Here is a 16,032-nt window from a genome sequence, read left to right as displayed (position 1 = left end):
GGTGAGGGGGCTTGGTGACGGAGCGTGTGGCGCCCCCTCACCCGGCTTGCTTCGCAATCCGACCTCTCCCCGGTGGGGAGAGGTGAAGCAAGAAAGGTTAGTAAGAGCGCGGCATCCCGAGCACGTGCTCGGCGACAAACGACAAAATCAAATTCGTCGAGATCGGCGCCACCTGATACAGCCGCGTCTCGCGGAACTTGCGCTCGACATCGTATTCCTCGGCGAAGCCAAAACCGCCATGGGTCTGGATACAGGCATTGGCCGCTTCGAAGGACGCATCGGCCGCGAGCATCTTCGCCATGTTGGCCTCAGCGCCGCATTCGAGGCCCGCTTCATACTTGCGCAGCGCTTCCTTCACCATCAGTTCGGCCGCGCGCATGTTGGCATAGGCCTTGGCGATGGGAAACTGGATGCCCTGGTTCTGGCCGATCGGACGACCGAACACCTGGCGTTCCTTGGCATAGGCGCTCGCCTTGGCAATGAACCACTTGGCATCGCCGACGCATTCGCTCGCGATCAGGATGCGCTCGGCATTCATGCCGGAGAGGATGTAGCGGAAGCCCTTGCCCTCTTCGCCGATCAGGTTTTCCTTCGGCACCTTCATGTCGGTGAAGAACACTTCGGTGGTCGCATGATTCATCATCGTGCGGATCGGGCGGATCTCGAGGCCGTTCTTCTTGGCCTCCTTCATGTCCACCAGAAACACCGACAGACCATCGGTGCGCTTCGCCGCCTGGTCCTTCGGCGTGGTGCGCGCGAGCAGCACCATCAGGTCGGAATATTCGGCGCGGCTGGTCCAGATCTTCTGGCCGTTGACGATGTAGTCGCCGTTGTCGTCCTTCTTCGCCACGGTCTTCAGCGACGAGGTGTCGGTGCCCGAGGTCGGCTCGGTGACGCCAAACGCCTGCAGGCGGACTTCGCCGGTGGCGATCTTCGGCAGCCACTGCGCCTTCTGCGCGTCATTGCCATGACGCAGCACCGTGCCCATCGTGTACATCTGGGCGTGGCAGCCGCCGCCATTGCAGCCGGCGCGCTGGATCTCTTCGAGGATCGCCGCTGCCGCCGACAGCTTCAGGCCGGAGCCGCCGTACTCTTCCGGGATCAGCACCGAGAGATAGCCGGCCTCCGTCAGTGCATCGACGAAGGCTTTCGGATAGGCCATCTCGCGATCGAGCTTGCGCCAGTATTCGCCGGGAAACTGCGCGCACAGTTTGGCAACGGCATCGCGGATGTCAGCAAATTCGTCCGCTTCAGCGGCAGCATGTTTCGTCAAGGAATTGGCTTCTCTTCTTGAGGGGAAAGTTATGTAATCCTGACCGGCAAAGACTCGTAGCCTTTGACGAAGCTCGAATACACGCGCTTGGGTTCCCCCACAACTTCGATGTTTTCGAACCGTTTCAGTATTTCCTCCCAAACGATCTTCAATTGCAACTCCGCCAGGCGCATGCCCACGCAGCGGTGTATGCCGAAACCGAATGACAGATGAATCTTCGGCCGCTTGCGGTCGATGATGAATTCGTTCGGCCGCTCGATCACCTCGTCGTCGCGATTGCCGGAGACATACCACATGACAACGCGGTCGCCCTTCTTGATATCCTTTCCGCCCAGATTGGTATCCTGCAATGCTGTCCGACGCATATGGGCCAACGGCGTCTGCCAGCGGATCACTTCCGGCACCATGGTTTCGATCAGCGCCGGATTGTCGCGCAGCTTCTGATACTGGTCGGGATGCTCGTTCAGCGCGAGCACCGAGCCGGTCATCGTATTGCGGGTGGTATCGTTGCCGCCGACGATGAGCAGGATCATGTTGCCCATCAGGTTGTCGGGCGCCATGAAACGGGTGGCGTCGCTATGCGCCATCATGGAAATCAGGTCATTCCGCGGTTCGGAATTCACCCGCTCATTCCAGAGGTTCTGGAATGTGGCAAAACACTCGCCCATCTCGCGGCGGCGCTCTTCTTCCGAAGACACGATGCCGCTCTTGGGGAGTGCCGTGGCGACATCCGACCAGCGCGTCAGCTTGCGGCGCTGCTCGAACGGGAAGTCGAACAGGGTTGCCAGCATCTGCGTGGTGAGTTCGATCGAGACGCGATCGACCCAGTCGAAGGTCTCATTGCGCGGCAGTCCGTCGAGCACCTTGGCTGTGCGGGTGCGGATCAGTTTTGCGAGGTCATCGAGATGTTCGGGCGTGAACATCGGTGTCACGGTCTTGCGCTGCGGCGTGTGCTTCGGCTCGTCCATGGAGATGAAGCTCGGCCAGCTATAGCCTTCCGGCTCGTCGCGAATGGCGATGCCGCCAAGCTTGCTATCGGACGAGAAGATGCCGTGGCTGGTATCCACCTTCATGATGTCGTTGTATTTGGTCACCGACCAATACGGTTCGATCGGCGAGTTGGCGCAGTAATGCACCGGCTCTTCCGCGCGCAGCCGCTCGAAGAACGGCCACAGCGTATCGGTGGCAAACAGTTTTGGTGCGCCGGGATGGAAGTCCTTCAGCGGCATCGAATAGGCCAGTTCGCGCGCGATGCGGTCGCGCGTGGCGCGGTCCTGGTCGAAGGTCTTGCTGAGATTCATCGTGCCGTGCATGGCTATCCCCGTTCGTTTCCCGCACTCGTTTTTTGCGCCGACATCGTGTTGCTTTCCGATGTCTTTATTGCGTCTAATTAGACGCTGGAACGCGGCATTGCGCAAGCCGGGCTACAACCTTTGGACGAGGTGAAAAGCTTGATCTGCCTGCACTTTTGCTGTCTTCAATGAGACAAACGCGCGTCTACGCGCAAGAAACCGAACCGACCGGAGGCCGCCCGATGATCGCCAACGCCCAACGCATGTTCAATTTCGATCTCGGCGAAACCGCGGAGGCGATCCGCGAAACCGTACGAGATTTCGCCCAGAACGAGATCGCCCCGCGCGCCGACGCTATCGACAAGACCAACCAGTTTCCCATCGACCTGTGGCCGAAGCTCGGTGAACTCGGCCTGCACGGCATCACGGTGGAGGAAGAGTATGGCGGGGCAGGGCTTGGCTATCTCGAACACGTCATCGCCATGGAGGAAGTGTCGCGCGCGTCCGCGTCGGTCGGCCTGTCCTATGGCGCGCATTCCAATCTCTGCATCAACCAGATGCGCCGCAACGGCAATGAGGCGCAGAAGCGCAAATATCTGCCGGGGCTGATCTCCGGCGCACATGTCGGCTCGCTGGCGATGTCCGAGCCTGGCGCCGGCAGTGACGTGGTGTCGATGAAGACCCGCGCCGACAAGAAGGGCGATCGCTACGTCCTCAATGGCAGCAAGATGTGGATCACCAATGGTCCCGTCGCCGAGACGCTGATCGTCTATGCCAAGACCGATCCCGCTGGCGGCCCGCGCGGCATCACCGCCTTCATCATCGAGAAGGGGATGACAGGTTTCTCCACCGCGCAAAAGCTCGACAAGCTCGGCATGCGTGGCTCGGACACGTGCGAACTGGTCTTTGAGGATTGCGAAGTGCCCGAGGAAAACGTGCTCGGCGCTGTCGGCAAGGGCGTCAATATCCTGATGTCCGGGCTCGATTACGAGCGCGCGGTGCTGTCGGGCGGTCCGCTCGGCATCATGCAGGCCTGCATGGATGTGGTGCTGCCCTATGTGCATGAGCGCAAGCAGTTCGGTGAACCGATCGGCCACTTCCAACTCGTGCAGGGGAAGGTCGCGGACATGTATGTGACCATGAATGCCTCGCGTGCTTATGTTTACGCGGTGGCGAAAGCCTGCGACCGTGGCGAGACCACACGCGAGGATGCGGCTGGTGCGATCCTCTACGCGGCCGAGCGCGCCACCCAATGCGCGCTGGATGCGATCCAGTTGCTCGGTGGCAACGGTTACATCAATGACTATCCGACCGGGCGTTTGCTGCGCGATGCCAAGCTGTACGAGATCGGCGCGGGGACGAGCGAAATCCGGCGGATGCTGATCGGGCGGGAATTGTTTTCGAAGAGCGGCTAGGCGGCACTCCCTTGTCGTCACCCGGCTTGACCGGGTGACCCAGTCATCTCTCACCTTTAGGATCGAGCAGCGCCGCTTGTGTCTACTGGATCGCCCGCTTTCGCGGGCGATGACAGTTGGAGTAAATTTGTTCTTATTTTGTTCTTGACAAAATTCCCATCTTCGCCAATATCCCTCCCGTCTTGTTCGCGAGGGGCGCTCTCATGAGGCGTCTTTTGAGCGGAGCGTAGATGCGGCGCCTGCGGGCAGGGGGACCACGCATCCTCTTGCACTCGGGTGGTCGGGGGTCACCGTCCGGGCCCAATACGGGGCCCTGCCGCTAGCGCGGCTGGACGTGGTGCGGGTGAAGGCGGGGAGACCTGTCGGATGGCTCTCTTGCGAGAGAGCGCCCAGTAACCGGAAGAACGGTCCTTCGGCTAGCAAGACGTCGCGGTGGCGCGCCGTAAGGCGTTGCGCGGCCGGCCAGCACTGGCGATCCAGTGCGCACCGATCGCGTCCAGTCTACCCAAGTGCGCCTTGCGGCGTGCCACCTCCCCTCATGTCTTCGAGGGGAAAACGGCTCACACCTCGGACGCTCCGGCGCCGCGAGAATGGCGCGCTATGGCATGGCAAAGAAACCATCGCCGTTGTTCCGACACATCCGTCATGTCACAGTCTCGCGCCATTCCAGGTCACCAACCGGGCAGGATTTTCCATGTCGTTTCGTCTCGCCGCCATTGCCGCTTTGTCGATTGCCTCAGCCGCCATTGCCACGCCGTCTTACGCCGCCAAATGCGGTGGCGACTTCCAGGGCTTCGTGTCCGCGATGTCGCAGGAAGCCGCGGCGGCCGGCGTTTCCCAGGGCGTGATCCAGCAGGCCTTTGCCGGCATCACCCAGGACCAGGCGGTGCTGAATTTCGATCGCCGCCAGCGCGGCACGTTCAACAAGACCTTCGAGCAATATGTCTCGACCCGCGTCGGCGCCGGCCGCATCAAGATGGGCCTGCAGATGATGCAGCGGCATGCGTCGCTGCTGTCGCGCATCGAACAGCGTTTCGGCGTGCCGCCGGAAATCGTCGTGGCGATCTGGGGTCTCGAATCCGATTTCGGCAAGGGTGATATCGGCAAGATGCCGGTGATCCGCACGTTGACGACCATGGCGCATGATTGCCGCCGCACTGAACTGTTCCAGGGCGAATTGCTGGCTGCGCTGAAGATCGTGCAGCGTGGCGACCTGCCGCTGAAGGATCTGGTCGGCGCCTATGCCGGCGAACTCGGCCAGACCCAGTTCCTGCCGTCGAGCTATATCAAATACGGCGTCGATTTCGACGGCAACGGCCATGTCGATCTCCGCCACTCGGTGCCGGACGTGCTGGCCTCGACTGCGAATCTCCTGAAGACCGCGGGCTTCAAGGGCGGCCAGCCCTATGGCGAAGGCACGCCGAATTTCGACGCCATGCGCGAATGGAACAGGGCGACGATCTATCGGAAAACCATCGGCTATTTCGCCGATCGCCTCGCGGCTGGGGGCTAACCCCAACCGCCCAGCGAACCCACCGGGTTCCCGTGGTTAAAGAAGACTTGCTGCTTCGCCTTCATCCTTTCAAAACCACGGTGTGGATTATCCCGCGCCGGTGAGATTCCGTTAAGCGTCGCGGCTGCAATTTGCGGCCTCGACGGGAACGACGGGTCAACGGGATGACAGCGATCAAACTCAGCGTGCGCAAGCGCGTCGCAAAGCCAATGGAGGCAACTCCATGCTGAGCGTACCGACGCTGTTCACGGTGTTCGACGTCAATTTCCTGGCGCTCGGCGTGGTGTGGGCCTATGTGGCGCGCAGCTATCCGAACCTGCATGCCGCGCGCTACTGGGCGGCTGCGGCGTTCATTGCAGCGGTCGGCATGGCCATCTCGCTGCTGCGTGTCCTCGTCGATATCAATCCGCTCGTCCCGATCCTGCTCGGCAATGGCCTGCTGCTGCTCGCCACCAGCCTTGCTGTCATGGGCGTCAACCGCTTTTACGGTCTTCCGCCACGTTGGCGTCTCGAATTGTCGCTGGCTGGTCTCGGTGTCGTCGGCCTGGCGATCTTCACCGTCTGGCATGACAGTATCGCGATGCGCATCGCCATCTATGCGCGGGTGCAGTCGATCTCGGTGGCCGGCACGATCCCGCTGGCGCTGTCGCGGAGCAATGGTGGGCGCACCGCCGGCGGCTGGCTGTCTGCCACGCTTGCGGTCCTTGTGATCGTTGCTCACGCTGTCCGCTCGCTCTGTGGCTTGCTGGAATCCGGCGGCACGATCGGCTTCGTCGAATTGAACCAGGTGCAGGCCGTGCTGTTGCTGGTGCTGGTCTTCCTCACCATGTCGTGGAATTTCGGTTTTCTGGTGATGGCCATCGACAAGCTGCGCGACGAGGTTGCCGAGCTTGCGCTGGTGGACGATCTCACCGGCGTCGCCAATCGCCGCCATCTCGTGCAACGCCTCACCGAAGAATGCGCGCTGGCGCATCGCACGCAAAAGCCGTTCGCGCTGCTGGCCGTCGATCTCGATGGCTTCAAGGAAATCAATGACGGCCACGGCCACGCGGCCGGCGACGACTGCCTGCGGCATTTCACGCTGATGACGCAGAGCAAGCTGCGCCCCGGCGATCTCCTGGCGCGCTCCGGCGGCGACGAATTCTGCATCGTGCTGCCATCGACCACGCTGTCGGAAGCCGCAACCATCGCGCATCGCATTCTCGAGGCCTGCCGCGCAGATGCCGCGGCCTGCATGCCGGGCGAGGTGCAGATCGCAGCCTCCATCGGCGTCGCGCAGTGGCAGCCGCGGATCGGCCAGTATCCGGAACGGCTGATTGCCGCCGCCGACCAGGCACTCTATGTGGCGAAGAATGATGGCAAGAACCGCCATGCCGTCTGCGACGTCGATGCGCCGTCGATGGTGCCGGAGATCGACATGGACATGATGATCGAGGCCGCGCGCGCCCGCACGGCGTGATCCTCAGTTCATGTTCTTGTCGTGGGTGATGTCGATCAGCGCGCCGGGCAGTCGCACCGGGCGGCCATGGCGATCCAGTGTACAGCTGCCACGCGCCAGCACCCAGTGAATGCGATCATTCCTGATCAGCCGGTACTCGCATTCGAAAATGCCGCCGAGCCGCATGGAGGATGCGACGGCCGCCTGCAGGCGCGCGATGTCATCGGGATGAATGGCGTTGAAATAGTTCACATTGGGCATGCCGCGCGCCGCGCGTTCCGGATCGACGCCGAAGAAATGCGCCGCGCCGGCATCGAGGTGATTGCGGTCGTTGCTGATGTCCCAGTCCCAGATGCCCGCGATCAGCTCCCGCGCTGCGAATTTTCGCACCATCGGCAGCTCGAACGCATCTTCTTCGGCAGTGGATTTATAGGCCTCGGCGGCAGCTAGGCGGAGAATATAGGACAGGAATTCGTGCTTACGCTCGCGCGCAAAGCTCGCGATATCCAGGCAAACGTCTCCCAACGGCCGCCGCATTGTTTCCTCACGTCCTGTGATGGTTTGAAGTTCCGTGCCCGCCGTAAAATCATACAGCGATCGTCTGCCGTTTCAACGTTGGCCGATGGATATTTCTGGGTGTTTCTGTCTTGCAACCCATGCGCGACGCGATGTCGCTTGCGTCGCCCGTCCAACGCTCCCATGTGAATGTCATGTCAAACGAACGCGTTTTCACGAAGTCCAGGGGCCCGGCAGGCCAAGGTCCGATCATCGATCAGGACGGGCACGAGATCCGTCCGGAAGAACTCGGCTTCGGCGGCAAGGGTTTCAACGGCCAGGCATTCCGGTTCGATCTCGGGCAGGGCGGCGCCAACCCGTTTCAGCCGCTGACCCGCGAACAGCGCGTGGCGCGGCTGGAAGCCATTTCGCAGTTGCTGGATGTCGCGTTTGTCGTGCCGGGCACCAAGATCCGCTACGGCATCGACGGCCTGATCGGCCTCATTCCGGTGGTGGGCGACATCATCACCACGGCGATCTCGCTGTGGCTGGTGCGCGAGGCGCGCGCGCTCGGTGCGCCCTGGCACATTACGGCGCGGATGCTGGGCAATGTCGCGATCGATGGGGCGGTCGGCATCGTGCCGTTTGTCGGCGATGCGTTCGACGTCATGTTCCGGGCCAACGTCCGCAACGTCAAAATGCTGCGGACCTGGCTGGACAAGCAGCCGAGACTCTAGGGTCGTAAACGGACCAGTCTCGGCGGCTGTTGCGGACTGGCTTACGCCGCGTCCGCGTCGTTGGTCTCTTCCGGGCGCGGACGGCGCTCGAGCGGGAAGTGCTCGCTTTCATACAGCGTGCGGATGCCGCGCTGGTCGAAGCGGGCTTCGTCGACCTGCAGATAGGCGCCATTCAGCGAGTCTGCCGGCAGCTGCTCCATCGCAAACTGAACTGCGGCTGCAGCCGTATCGAACCGGCGATAGGCAAAACCCGCGCGCTTCTTCTTGCGGATCGCAGCGGGAAAGAGTTCTGCGGAGGCATTGTAGCTGAAAGCTGCCATGGTGGGAGACCTCATCTGTTACGCAACGAAAGGGGCTGTCACTCGCGAGGCGGCCAAACCGGACGGCCACGGGCGGACAAGATGTCAGGACAGGACCACATATAAGCACGTTTCGCGGAAAAGCGACACCCGGAACTGCGCATGGCGTCACCGGCGCATCCAATGGTAATCGCGTAATAGGCGTGCATTTGCAGCAGGTTAGGAAAATACGGCCGGAAAAGGCGTTAAGCCTGTTGGCTATTGTCCGGTCATGTCCGGCAGCGGAACAATCTTGAGTGGCGTTGTATAAGGCTCGACACGCAACGCCTCGTTGGAGAGCAGCCCGATCTGGCGCAGCGGCGCCTGTTCCAGCGCACCCGCCTCGGCCTTGCGCACGCCATATTGCCAAGCGGTCAGCGTGCCCTTGTTGGCAAGATGCTTGGCGACGCCACCGGCATTCTTGGCTTCGAATGTGGAGAGTTGATCGTCATCGAGGCCGATGACGATCTCGTCCTTTGCGGTGATCACCTTGAACAGCGAGACCTTGGAGGTCGCCAGCGCGGGATGCGACACCACGCTTTCGAGGATGAGACCCGCAAGCGCGAGGCCAAGCAAAAGACGGTTTGAGCGGACGGACATTGGAGGCTTCTTATTCTTAACAGCGTGCATGCCGAAAAGGCATGTTCAAGTTAAAGGCAGTAACTGTAGTTCAGGACAGAAACGCCCCGCGTCACCGTTTAGGTCACGCGGGGCGAACATCTCGTTCAATGATGTCTACGTAATTACTTCGGCTGAAGTTTCAAGGCTGCAGAGTTGATGCAGTAACGCAAGCCCGTGGGTCCGGGACCATCGTTGAACACATGTCCGAGATGACCATCGCACTTGGAACACAGCACTTCCGTACGCATCATGCCATGCGTGGTGTCGACCTCTTCATCGACATGACTTTCGCGTGATGGCTGCGTGAAGCTCGGCCAGCCGCAGCCTGAATCGAATTTGGCATCCGATTCGAACAGCGTCTGCCCGCAGCCGGCGCAGGTATACGTGCCGGGCGTCTCGGTGAATTCGTATTCGCCGCTGAACGGCCGTTCCGTCGCCTTCTCGCGCAGGATGGCGAATTGCATCGGCGTCAGTTCGGCGCGCCATTCGGCTTCGCTCTTCACGACTTTACCAGCGGTAGTTTTGGTATCGGACATCATGCCTCCAGTTCCGCCGCGCGATCGAATATGACTGCCACATCAGTTCGTGGCTTTGGCCGCATTCACCAGCGTCGGCTTCTCGCTATAATTCTCCGCGAAGATCTTCTTCAGGTTCTCGATCTTCGGCAGGTCGTTATAGACAATATAGGGCTGATTGGGGTGAAGCGTCAGGTAGTCCTGATGATAGGCCTCGGCGGGATAGAAGGCCTGCAGCATCCCCAATTTGGTAGCGATTGGCTTCTTGTAGACCCTTGCGGCATTGAGCTGCGCGATATAGGCCTCGGCGACCTTCTTCTGTTCAGGCGTGGTGGCGAAGATTTCCGAGCGATATTGCGTGCCCGAATCCGGGCCCTGGCGGTTCAGCTGGGTCGGATCATGGGCCACCGAGAAATAGATCTGCAGGATCTTGCCATAGCTGATCTTCTTCGGGTCGTATTTGATCTCGACCGCTTCAGCATGGCCCGTGGTGCCGGTCCCGATCGCGGTGTAATTCGCGGTCGATTTGCTGCCGCCGGAATAGCCCGACACGGCACTGACGACGCCAGTGGTGTGCTGATAGACGCCCTGCACGCCCCAGAAACAGCCGCCTGCGATGACGGCGGTCTGCAAGCCGTCGGCCGCCTGAACATCCGCGGCGGGGGCTGGAATGATGACAGCTTCCTCGGAGGCAAAGGTCGGCGCGATCAGGGCCGTGGTGACGGCAAGGGCGCCGGCTGCGGCGGTGAGCGAAAGACGGCGGAACAGGGAGCGCATGGGCGGATCCTCTCAGGTGTCGCGTGCCGATATCGGCAGTCTAGCCCGGCGATGGCGGCTGGCAATGACCGAGGCCGGGCGGTCATTCGAGATACGAAGACCTTGCCTGCCTGTTACAGTCAGCGTCACACGACTTCGTGAGCTGCCAAAAGAAAAGCCGCGAGACACGCATCTCGCGGCTTTTTCAGATCGATGCCGTGATCGCTTACGGACAGGCGATACGCTGGCCGTTCTTGCTCAGATAGGTGCCCGAACCCGGGTCGTAGGAGCGGAAACGCTGCCCGCAATAAGCGTGGTTCTGCTGTTGCTGTGCAGCCTGAGCCTGGCTGGCGGCGATGGCACCGCCGATGATGGCGCCTACGGCCAAGCCGCCAACAATGGCGCCGGTGCTCGGGCCGCGACGATATCCGCCGTGATAGCCGTGGTGATGATGGTGGCGGCGATAATACTGCACCTGCTCGACCTCGGGACCGTTATTGCCGACGGCCGCCTGGCTGATCGCGCTCTGGGTCATCAAGGGCGCCGACACGGCGGGCGCCGCGAAGGAAACGGCGGTGACACCGGCGAGAACGACGGCGGCGGCGGACTTCATCAATTGCATTTCAACTCCTGCCTCGGATGTAAGGAAGGAACTAACGCCTTAGCAGCGTGACGGTTTCAGGGCAGCGGTATTTGGTTCCTGCGGCATTCCCGCGCATGCGCGGAATGGTGGTCACACCACGATGCTCAACCGCTTCGCCGCGCGGGTGATGCCCGTATAGAGCCAGCGCGCGCGGCTGTCCTGGAACGCGAAGCTCTCGTCGAACAGCACCACATCGTCCCATTGCGAGCCCTGGCTCTTGTGGACGGTCAGCACGTAGCCATAGTCGAATTCGTCATAGGGCTTGCGCATGTCCCAGGACAGGCCTTCGACGCCGCCGGTGAAGCAGTCGGCGCGCACCGAGACCTTCGTGACTTTCCCGCCAAAATCCTCGTCCGGCATGATGCGCATGGTGACGATGGCAGATTTCGACGTCGCCCGCGCGCGCACGCGCCACAAGCCGCCATTGAACAGCGCCTTCTTGCGGTTGTTGCGCAGGCAAACCAGCTTGTCGTCGGCGACCGGCAGCGGATCGGTGAGGCCGAGCTTCTCGCGCACCCGCATATTATAGGCGCGACGGGTGTTGTTACGGCCGACCAGCACCTGATCGGCGGCCATCACGCGGTCCGGATCCAGCGATTTGCGCGAGACGACTTCACTGTCGCCGAACGTGCCGAGCGCGAGCGGTCGGCCTTCGCGCACATCCATGGACATCCGCACGATCGGATCGTCCTCGGCCTGGCGATGCACCTCGGTGAGCATGGCATCGGGCTCGCTCTCGGTGAAGAAGCCGCCGCCCTGGATCGGCGGCAGCTGCGCGGGATCGCCGAGCACGAGCAGGGGGCAATCGAAGGAGAGCAGGTCGCGGCCGAGTTCGGCATCCACCATCGAGCATTCGTCGACGATGATCAGCTTGGCCTTGGAAGCCGGCGCGTCGTCCCAGAGTTCGAAATTCGGCGTTTCCTCGCCGGTCTCGCGGGCGCGGTAGATCAGAGAGTGGATGGTGGAAGCCTCGTGGCACCCCTTGTTGCGCATCACCAGAGCGGCCTTGCCGGTGAACGCGGCGTATTTCACCTCGCCATCGACGTCTTCGGCGATATGGCGCGCCAGCGTGGTCTTGCCGGTACCGGCGAAGCCGAACAGGCGGAACACCTGCGGTGTGCCATTCTCGCCGGGCTTGGCCTTCAGCCAATCGCCCACGGCTTTCAGCGCGGCGTCCTGATGCGGGGTAAAACGGGTCATGGGATCTCGGGAAAAGCCGGCATAGCGGCGACTCGGAGGGTGAAGCTAACCATTCGGGCGGCTGGTGCAAGCGCAGTGGTTCCGGCGGCAATATGCCTGCCATGACGGGTTGCCCGACGGCGTTTGATGTTCCAGTTATGGGAGAGGTCAACGAGGAGACGGCTTTGGAACGCAGACTGCTTCAAATCGCGCTGGCGATCGTCGGCCTGGTCGCCATCCTGTTCGGCGTCACCGGCCTGTTTTTCGGCACCAGCCTGTCAGGCGTCACCCTCGGCGTCACGATGGAAGGCTATGTGCGCTTCATCAAGGGCGTGCTGATCGCCGCCGGCTTGATCTATTGGTCGGCGATCCCGCGGCTGGAAGCGCGCGGCGAGCGGATTGGGGTTGTCAGTTTTCTGCTGGTGTTCGGCGCGGCCGGCCGGCTGCTGGCGGTGGTCGGTCATGGCTTTCCGACGGTGGGGCTGATGGTCAGCTTGATCGGCGAGCTCGTCGTGGTGCCGCTGCTGTGGTGGTGGCACCGCAGCTATGTCCGGCGCAGCGCCGCGACATGAAGCGTTTCGGCGTCTTGCTGGTCTATATCGTCGGCGCGCTGTCGATCGGCTATCTTGCGCTGTTCGCCTATCAGATGTGGCGCAAGCCGGATTTGACGCCGGGCGAGCCGATCAAGATCTTCCGCAAGCAGGACGCGCCGAGTTATTCGTAGCTCTCTCTGTCGTTGCCCGGCCTGGCCGGGCAACCCAGTAGACGCTTACAGTCGTGATAAAGCCGAGAAGTCGCCGTCTACTGGATCACCCGCTTTCGCGGGTGATGACAAGGCAGGATGCAGCAACGAACGTAGGTTACGCCGCACCCATCATCCCGCGATAATCGCCTGACCCTGCGCCTGCCGGCGTGATCGGCAGGCCACCATCGGCATATTCGTTCAGCTTGTTGCGCAGCGTGCGGATCGAGATGCCGAGGATGTTGGCCGCATGGGTGCGGTTGCCGAGGCAATGCTTCAGCGTTTCCAGAATGAGATCGCGCTCCACATCCGCCACCGTGCGGCCGACCAGCGCGCGGGTCACCGTCTCGGCAGCCATCGTCGCATGCGCCACGGCCGGTGAGGTTTTTGCGAGATCGAGGCGATCACCATCCGGCGTCAGGATCGCATCCGCGCCGATCTCGTCGCCAGACGACATCAGCACCGCGCGGTGGATCGTATTTTCCAATTCGCGCACATTGCCCTGCCAGCGATTGCTGGTGAGAACGCGGCGCGCCTCGGCCGAGATCGGCCGCACGGGCACGCCATTGGCCTCGGCATATTTCTTGGCGAAATGCTGGGCGAGTTCGAGAATGTCGGCCGGACGATCGCGCAGCGCCGGGATCTTCAGATTGACGACGTTCAGACGGAACAGCAGATCCTCGCGGAAGGTGCCGGCCTTCACGGCATCCGAGAGATTGCGGTTCGACGTTGCGATGATGCGGATGTCCACCGGCACAGGCTTGGTGCCGCCGACGCGATCGATCACGCGCTCCTGGATCGCGCGCAGCAGTTTTGATTGCAGCCGCACATCCATTTCCGAGATTTCGTCGAGCAGCAGCGTGCCGCCGGTAGCTTCCTCGAACTTGCCGATGCGGCGCGCGATGGCGCCGGTGAAGGCGCCTTTCTCGTGGCCGAACAATTCGGATTCCAGCAGATGCTCGGGGATCGCCGCGCAGTTGATGCTGATAAACGGCTTCTTGGCGCGGTTGGAGCGGCTGTGCACATAGCGCGCCAGCACTTCCTTGCCGGTGCCGCTCTCGCCGGTCACCATCACCGAGGCATCGGAGCCCGCAATCTGCTGCGCCAGCTTGACCACGCGTCCCATATTCTCGTCGCGGAAGATCAGGTCGCGGGAGTCATTGGCGACGGCAGCCAGGACGGCGGCGATCAGCTCCGGCTCCGGCGGCAGCGGGATGTATTCTTTGGCGCCGGCATGGATCGCGGCGACCGCGGCGCGCGCATCATTGGTGATGCCGCAGGCGACGATCGGCACGTGGATGTGCTCGGCCTCGAGCCGCATCACCAGGTCGCGGATGTCGAGGGCGACATCCACCAGCATCAGGTCGGCGCCCTTGCCGGATCGCAGCACGTTCATGGCCTGATCGAGGCCTTCGGCATGGACCACCGAGGCGCCGTTATCCATGGCGATCTTGGTCGCGGTGGTGAGCTGGCCCTTCAATGTGCCGACGATGAGAAGCCGCATGGTGATCTCCTATGGTGTCTTTGTCGCGCAGTGCGCGTCGATCCGTATGTTGACACTGGACACGTCGCCGTCATTGCGAGCGCAGCGAAGCAATCCAGTTCTTTTCTTCATTTGGCTTTCTGGATTGCTTCGCTACGCTCGCAATGACGAATGCGGGGCGATCCAGTCGAACTCAATTCTCGGCCTTGATGATTTCGGTCATGGTGACGCCGAGCTTTTCCTCGACCAGCACCACTTCGCCACGCGCCACCAGGCGGTTGTTCACATAGATGTCGATAGCCTCGCCGACGCGGCGGTCGAGTTCGAGCACGGTGCCGGGCCCAAGCTTCAGCAATTCACCCACATCCATCTTCGAACGCCCGAGCACGGCCGACACCTGGACCGGCACGTCGAACACCGCCTCCAGATCGGCGGCGATGCGCGTGACATTTTCCTCATCGGCATAGCCGACATCACCGCCCACCATCGGATCGCCGGCATTGAGGTCGGGAAGCGGCACCTGCGGATCGCTCATGATTCAGTCCTCATAGCCTTCAAGCCGTATTGCGGGACGCCATATAGCGTCCGACGAGTTCGTTGATCTTGACGTCGATGGAAGCGCGGTCGAGCACCATGCCGCCATCCGCCCATTCGATCTTGCAGTCGCCGTTCTCGATATCCGGCTCGGCGAGAATGACGAGGCGTCCGGCAAAGCCGCTCTGCTTGGCCTGCTTCTCGATGCGCTCTTTCGCTTCCTCATAGAGCGCGTCATTGATGCGGATCACGAGATGCGGCGTAGCGACGAGATGGCGGAAGCAGTCATGCACCAGCGCCATGATCTCGGTGAGTGGCTCGCGTGCCACCAATTCGCTGCAGAGTTTTCGGGCGACCGCGACGGCAACGTCCACCGCCTCGGTTTCCATCTTGTTCTCGATGCCGCCGACGCTCTGCGCGACGGTCGTGGCCGCGATGCCGATCTGCTCCAGCGCCAGTGCCATGCGGCGATCCGCTTCGGCTTTCGCCTCACGCTGTGCGGCATCGAAACCGGCGCGATAGGCATGCGCTTCGGCCTGGGCGATCTTCTCGGCCATTTCCGCCGGCGTGATGACCGGTGCGCGCGAGCGATCGGGTGCTGCGAAGTCGGTATCGAACAGGAATTTTGCGGGTGCTGCCATTAGTACACCAGCTCGTCGTCGGCGCGGTTCTTGGTCAGTACGATTTCGCCCTTGGCCGCGAGATCCTTGGCGAGATTGACCAGCAATGCCTGTGCCTCATCCACGTCGCGCAGGCGCACCGGGCCGAGCGCTGCCATATCGTCGGTCAGCATCTTGGCGGCGCGCGACGACATATTGCCCATGAAGAAGGCACGGACTTCCTCATTCGCGCTCTTCAGCGCGATGCCGAGCTTGTCCTTGTCGATATTGCGCATCAGCGTCTGCGCCGAACCGGCATCGAGCTTGATCAGGTCGTCGAAGGTGAACATCAGCGCCTTGATGCGCTCGGCAGACTCGCGGTTCTCTTCTTCCAGCGAGGTGATGAAGCGCGTCTCGGTCTGGCGGTCGAAATTGTTGAAGATTTCCGCCATCACTTCA

The 16,032-nt window shown here is 61.9% G+C and carries 19 protein-coding genes; 6 read left to right on the top strand and 13 right to left on the bottom strand.

The annotated features are described in order from the left end of the window. Nucleotides 1–97: 97 nt before the first annotated feature. Both ACIQ2A_RS22350 and ACIQ2A_RS22345 read right to left on the bottom strand, forming a co-directional pair. On the bottom strand, nucleotides 98–1,273 hold the full coding sequence (locus tag ACIQ2A_RS22350; RefSeq protein WP_398483518.1) for an acyl-CoA dehydrogenase family protein: 1,176 nt from the start codon (nucleotides 1,271–1,273) through the stop codon (nucleotides 98–100). 29 nt (nucleotides 1,274–1,302) lie between these two features. Then, on the bottom strand, nucleotides 1,303–2,586 hold the full coding sequence (locus ACIQ2A_RS22345) for a cytochrome P450 (RefSeq protein WP_398483515.1): 1,284 nt from the start codon (nucleotides 2,584–2,586) through the stop codon (nucleotides 1,303–1,305). Nucleotides 2,587–2,807: 221 nt separating this feature from the next. On the opposite strand from ACIQ2A_RS22345, the gene ACIQ2A_RS22340 reads away from it, so the two are divergent. The 3 genes from ACIQ2A_RS22340 to ACIQ2A_RS22330 all read left to right on the top strand — a co-directional run bounded on the left by ACIQ2A_RS22340 (nucleotide 2,808) and on the right by ACIQ2A_RS22330 (nucleotide 6,952). Further along, entirely contained in the window at nucleotides 2,808–3,980 is a 1,173-nt protein-coding gene (locus tag ACIQ2A_RS22340; RefSeq protein WP_398483513.1) for an isovaleryl-CoA dehydrogenase, read from the top strand. Between the two features lie 694 nt (nucleotides 3,981–4,674). Then, entirely contained in the window at nucleotides 4,675–5,493 is an 819-nt protein-coding gene (locus tag ACIQ2A_RS22335) for a lytic transglycosylase domain-containing protein (RefSeq protein ID WP_398483511.1), read from the top strand. Between the two features lie 223 nt (nucleotides 5,494–5,716). Further along, a complete protein-coding gene (locus ACIQ2A_RS22330) occupies nucleotides 5,717–6,952 on the top strand; it encodes a GGDEF domain-containing protein (RefSeq protein ID WP_398483509.1) in 1,236 nt (411 codons plus the stop codon). A gap of 3 nt (nucleotides 6,953–6,955) precedes the next feature. Here ACIQ2A_RS22330 and ACIQ2A_RS22325 read toward each other — a convergent pair whose 3' ends face one another. Next, a complete protein-coding gene (locus ACIQ2A_RS22325) occupies nucleotides 6,956–7,468 on the bottom strand; it encodes a PAS domain-containing protein (protein WP_398483507.1) in 513 nt (170 codons plus the stop codon). Nucleotides 7,469–7,641: 173 nt separating this feature from the next. On the opposite strand from ACIQ2A_RS22325, the gene ACIQ2A_RS22320 reads away from it, so the two are divergent. Further along, on the top strand, nucleotides 7,642–8,163 hold the full coding sequence (locus ACIQ2A_RS22320; RefSeq protein WP_398483505.1) for a DUF4112 domain-containing protein: 522 nt from the start codon (nucleotides 7,642–7,644) through the stop codon (nucleotides 8,161–8,163). Nucleotides 8,164–8,204: 41 nt separating this feature from the next. Here the strand turns inward: ACIQ2A_RS22320 and ACIQ2A_RS22315 are convergent, their stop codons facing one another. The 6 genes from ACIQ2A_RS22315 to ACIQ2A_RS22290 form a co-directional block, all read right to left on the bottom strand. Next, nucleotides 8,205–8,483, bottom strand: coding sequence for a hypothetical protein (locus ACIQ2A_RS22315; protein WP_398483503.1), 279 nt, complete (start codon nucleotides 8,481–8,483; stop codon nucleotides 8,205–8,207). A 237-nt stretch (nucleotides 8,484–8,720) separates the two neighbouring features. Continuing rightward, nucleotides 8,721–9,101 (bottom strand): hypothetical protein, encoded by a 381-nt coding sequence (locus ACIQ2A_RS22310; RefSeq protein WP_398483501.1) that lies wholly within the window; start codon nucleotides 9,099–9,101, stop codon nucleotides 8,721–8,723. Between the two features lie 143 nt (nucleotides 9,102–9,244). Further along, the gene (msrB, locus tag ACIQ2A_RS22305) at nucleotides 9,245–9,658 is read right to left on the bottom strand and encodes a peptide-methionine (R)-S-oxide reductase MsrB (protein ID WP_398483499.1); all 414 of its coding nucleotides are present in this window, start codon (nucleotides 9,656–9,658) and stop codon (nucleotides 9,245–9,247) included. Between the two features lie 42 nt (nucleotides 9,659–9,700). After that, a complete protein-coding gene (gene msrA / locus ACIQ2A_RS22300; protein ID WP_398483497.1) occupies nucleotides 9,701–10,414 on the bottom strand; it encodes a peptide-methionine (S)-S-oxide reductase MsrA in 714 nt (237 codons plus the stop codon). 205 nt (nucleotides 10,415–10,619) lie between these two features. Further along, nucleotides 10,620–11,015: a BA14K family protein gene (locus ACIQ2A_RS22295; protein WP_398483495.1), complete on the bottom strand. Its 396-nt coding sequence runs from the start codon at nucleotides 11,013–11,015 to the stop codon at nucleotides 10,620–10,622. 111 nt (nucleotides 11,016–11,126) lie between these two features. Beyond that, nucleotides 11,127–12,236, bottom strand: a complete 1,110-nt coding sequence (locus ACIQ2A_RS22290) for an ATP-dependent RecD-like DNA helicase (RefSeq protein ID WP_398483493.1) — start codon at nucleotides 12,234–12,236, stop codon at nucleotides 11,127–11,129. A gap of 164 nt (nucleotides 12,237–12,400) precedes the next feature. Between ACIQ2A_RS22290 and ACIQ2A_RS22285 the strand changes: the two genes are divergently transcribed. Beyond that, nucleotides 12,401–12,787 carry a DUF4345 domain-containing protein gene (locus ACIQ2A_RS22285; RefSeq protein WP_398483491.1) on the top strand — a complete coding sequence of 129 codons (387 nt, stop codon included), beginning with the start codon at nucleotides 12,401–12,403 and terminating at the stop codon, nucleotides 12,785–12,787. Continuing rightward, nucleotides 12,784–12,939 (top strand): hypothetical protein, encoded by a 156-nt coding sequence (locus ACIQ2A_RS22280; protein ID WP_398483488.1) that lies wholly within the window; start codon nucleotides 12,784–12,786, stop codon nucleotides 12,937–12,939. Before ACIQ2A_RS22285 ends, ACIQ2A_RS22280 begins: the two co-directional genes overlap by 4 nt. Before the next feature lie 136 nt (nucleotides 12,940–13,075). On the opposite strand, the gene ACIQ2A_RS22275 is transcribed toward ACIQ2A_RS22280, so the two are convergent. From ACIQ2A_RS22275 to ACIQ2A_RS22260, 4 genes are all read right to left on the bottom strand, one after another. Beyond that, nucleotides 13,076–14,461 carry a sigma-54 interaction domain-containing protein gene (locus ACIQ2A_RS22275; protein WP_398483486.1) on the bottom strand — a complete coding sequence of 462 codons (1,386 nt, stop codon included), beginning with the start codon at nucleotides 14,459–14,461 and terminating at the stop codon, nucleotides 13,076–13,078. 172 nt (nucleotides 14,462–14,633) lie between these two features. After that, nucleotides 14,634–14,975: a flagellar motor switch protein FliN gene (gene fliN / locus ACIQ2A_RS22270; protein ID WP_398483484.1), complete on the bottom strand. Its 342-nt coding sequence runs from the start codon at nucleotides 14,973–14,975 to the stop codon at nucleotides 14,634–14,636. Nucleotides 14,976–14,994: 19 nt separating this feature from the next. Next, nucleotides 14,995–15,615, bottom strand: a complete 621-nt coding sequence (locus ACIQ2A_RS22265) for a FliH/SctL family protein (protein WP_398483482.1) — start codon at nucleotides 15,613–15,615, stop codon at nucleotides 14,995–14,997. Next, nucleotides 15,615–16,032, bottom strand: a 418-nt coding sequence (locus ACIQ2A_RS22260) for a FliG C-terminal domain-containing protein (RefSeq protein ID WP_398483480.1), incomplete at its 5' end; no start/stop codon positions are given. The genes ACIQ2A_RS22260 and ACIQ2A_RS22265, both read right to left, overlap by 1 nt.

This window comes from Tardiphaga sp. (assembly GCF_044336785.1).
In the GTDB taxonomy this organism is placed as follows: Bacteria; Pseudomonadota; Alphaproteobacteria; order Rhizobiales; family Xanthobacteraceae; genus Tardiphaga.
This window is presented reverse-complemented; position numbering and strand designations above follow the sequence as displayed.

What these genes read in the sequence shown, in the direction of transcription:
- ACIQ2A_RS22345 (WP_398483515.1), bottom strand. Translation starts at nt 2,586, where the DNA reads ATGCACGGCACGATGAATCTCAGCAAGACCTTCGACCAGGACCGCGCC.
- ACIQ2A_RS22340 (WP_398483513.1), top strand. Translation starts at nt 2,808, where the DNA reads ATGATCGCCAACGCCCAACGCATGTTCAATTTCGATCTCGGCGAAACC.
- ACIQ2A_RS22335 (WP_398483511.1), top strand. Translation starts at nt 4,675, where the DNA reads ATGTCGTTTCGTCTCGCCGCCATTGCCGCTTTGTCGATTGCCTCAGCC.
- ACIQ2A_RS22330 (WP_398483509.1), top strand. Translation starts at nt 5,717, where the DNA reads ATGCTGAGCGTACCGACGCTGTTCACGGTGTTCGACGTCAATTTCCTG.
- ACIQ2A_RS22325 (WP_398483507.1), bottom strand. Translation starts at nt 7,468, where the DNA reads ATGCGGCGGCCGTTGGGAGACGTTTGCCTGGATATCGCGAGCTTTGCG.
- ACIQ2A_RS22320 (WP_398483505.1), top strand. Translation starts at nt 7,642, where the DNA reads ATGTCAAACGAACGCGTTTTCACGAAGTCCAGGGGCCCGGCAGGCCAA.
- ACIQ2A_RS22315 (WP_398483503.1), bottom strand. Translation starts at nt 8,483, where the DNA reads ATGGCAGCTTTCAGCTACAATGCCTCCGCAGAACTCTTTCCCGCTGCG.
- ACIQ2A_RS22310 (WP_398483501.1), bottom strand. Translation starts at nt 9,101, where the DNA reads ATGTCCGTCCGCTCAAACCGTCTTTTGCTTGGCCTCGCGCTTGCGGGT.
- msrB (WP_398483499.1), bottom strand. Translation starts at nt 9,658, where the DNA reads ATGTCCGATACCAAAACTACCGCTGGTAAAGTCGTGAAGAGCGAAGCC.
- msrA (WP_398483497.1), bottom strand. Translation starts at nt 10,414, where the DNA reads ATGCGCTCCCTGTTCCGCCGTCTTTCGCTCACCGCCGCAGCCGGCGCC.
- ACIQ2A_RS22295 (WP_398483495.1), bottom strand. Translation starts at nt 11,015, where the DNA reads ATGCAATTGATGAAGTCCGCCGCCGCCGTCGTTCTCGCCGGTGTCACC.
- ACIQ2A_RS22290 (WP_398483493.1), bottom strand. Translation starts at nt 12,236, where the DNA reads ATGACCCGTTTTACCCCGCATCAGGACGCCGCGCTGAAAGCCGTGGGC.
- ACIQ2A_RS22280 (WP_398483488.1), top strand. Translation starts at nt 12,784, where the DNA reads ATGAAGCGTTTCGGCGTCTTGCTGGTCTATATCGTCGGCGCGCTGTCG.
- ACIQ2A_RS22275 (WP_398483486.1), bottom strand. Translation starts at nt 14,461, where the DNA reads ATGCGGCTTCTCATCGTCGGCACATTGAAGGGCCAGCTCACCACCGCG.
- fliN (WP_398483484.1), bottom strand. Translation starts at nt 14,975, where the DNA reads ATGAGCGATCCGCAGGTGCCGCTTCCCGACCTCAATGCCGGCGATCCG.
- ACIQ2A_RS22265 (WP_398483482.1), bottom strand. Translation starts at nt 15,615, where the DNA reads ATGGCAGCACCCGCAAAATTCCTGTTCGATACCGACTTCGCAGCACCC.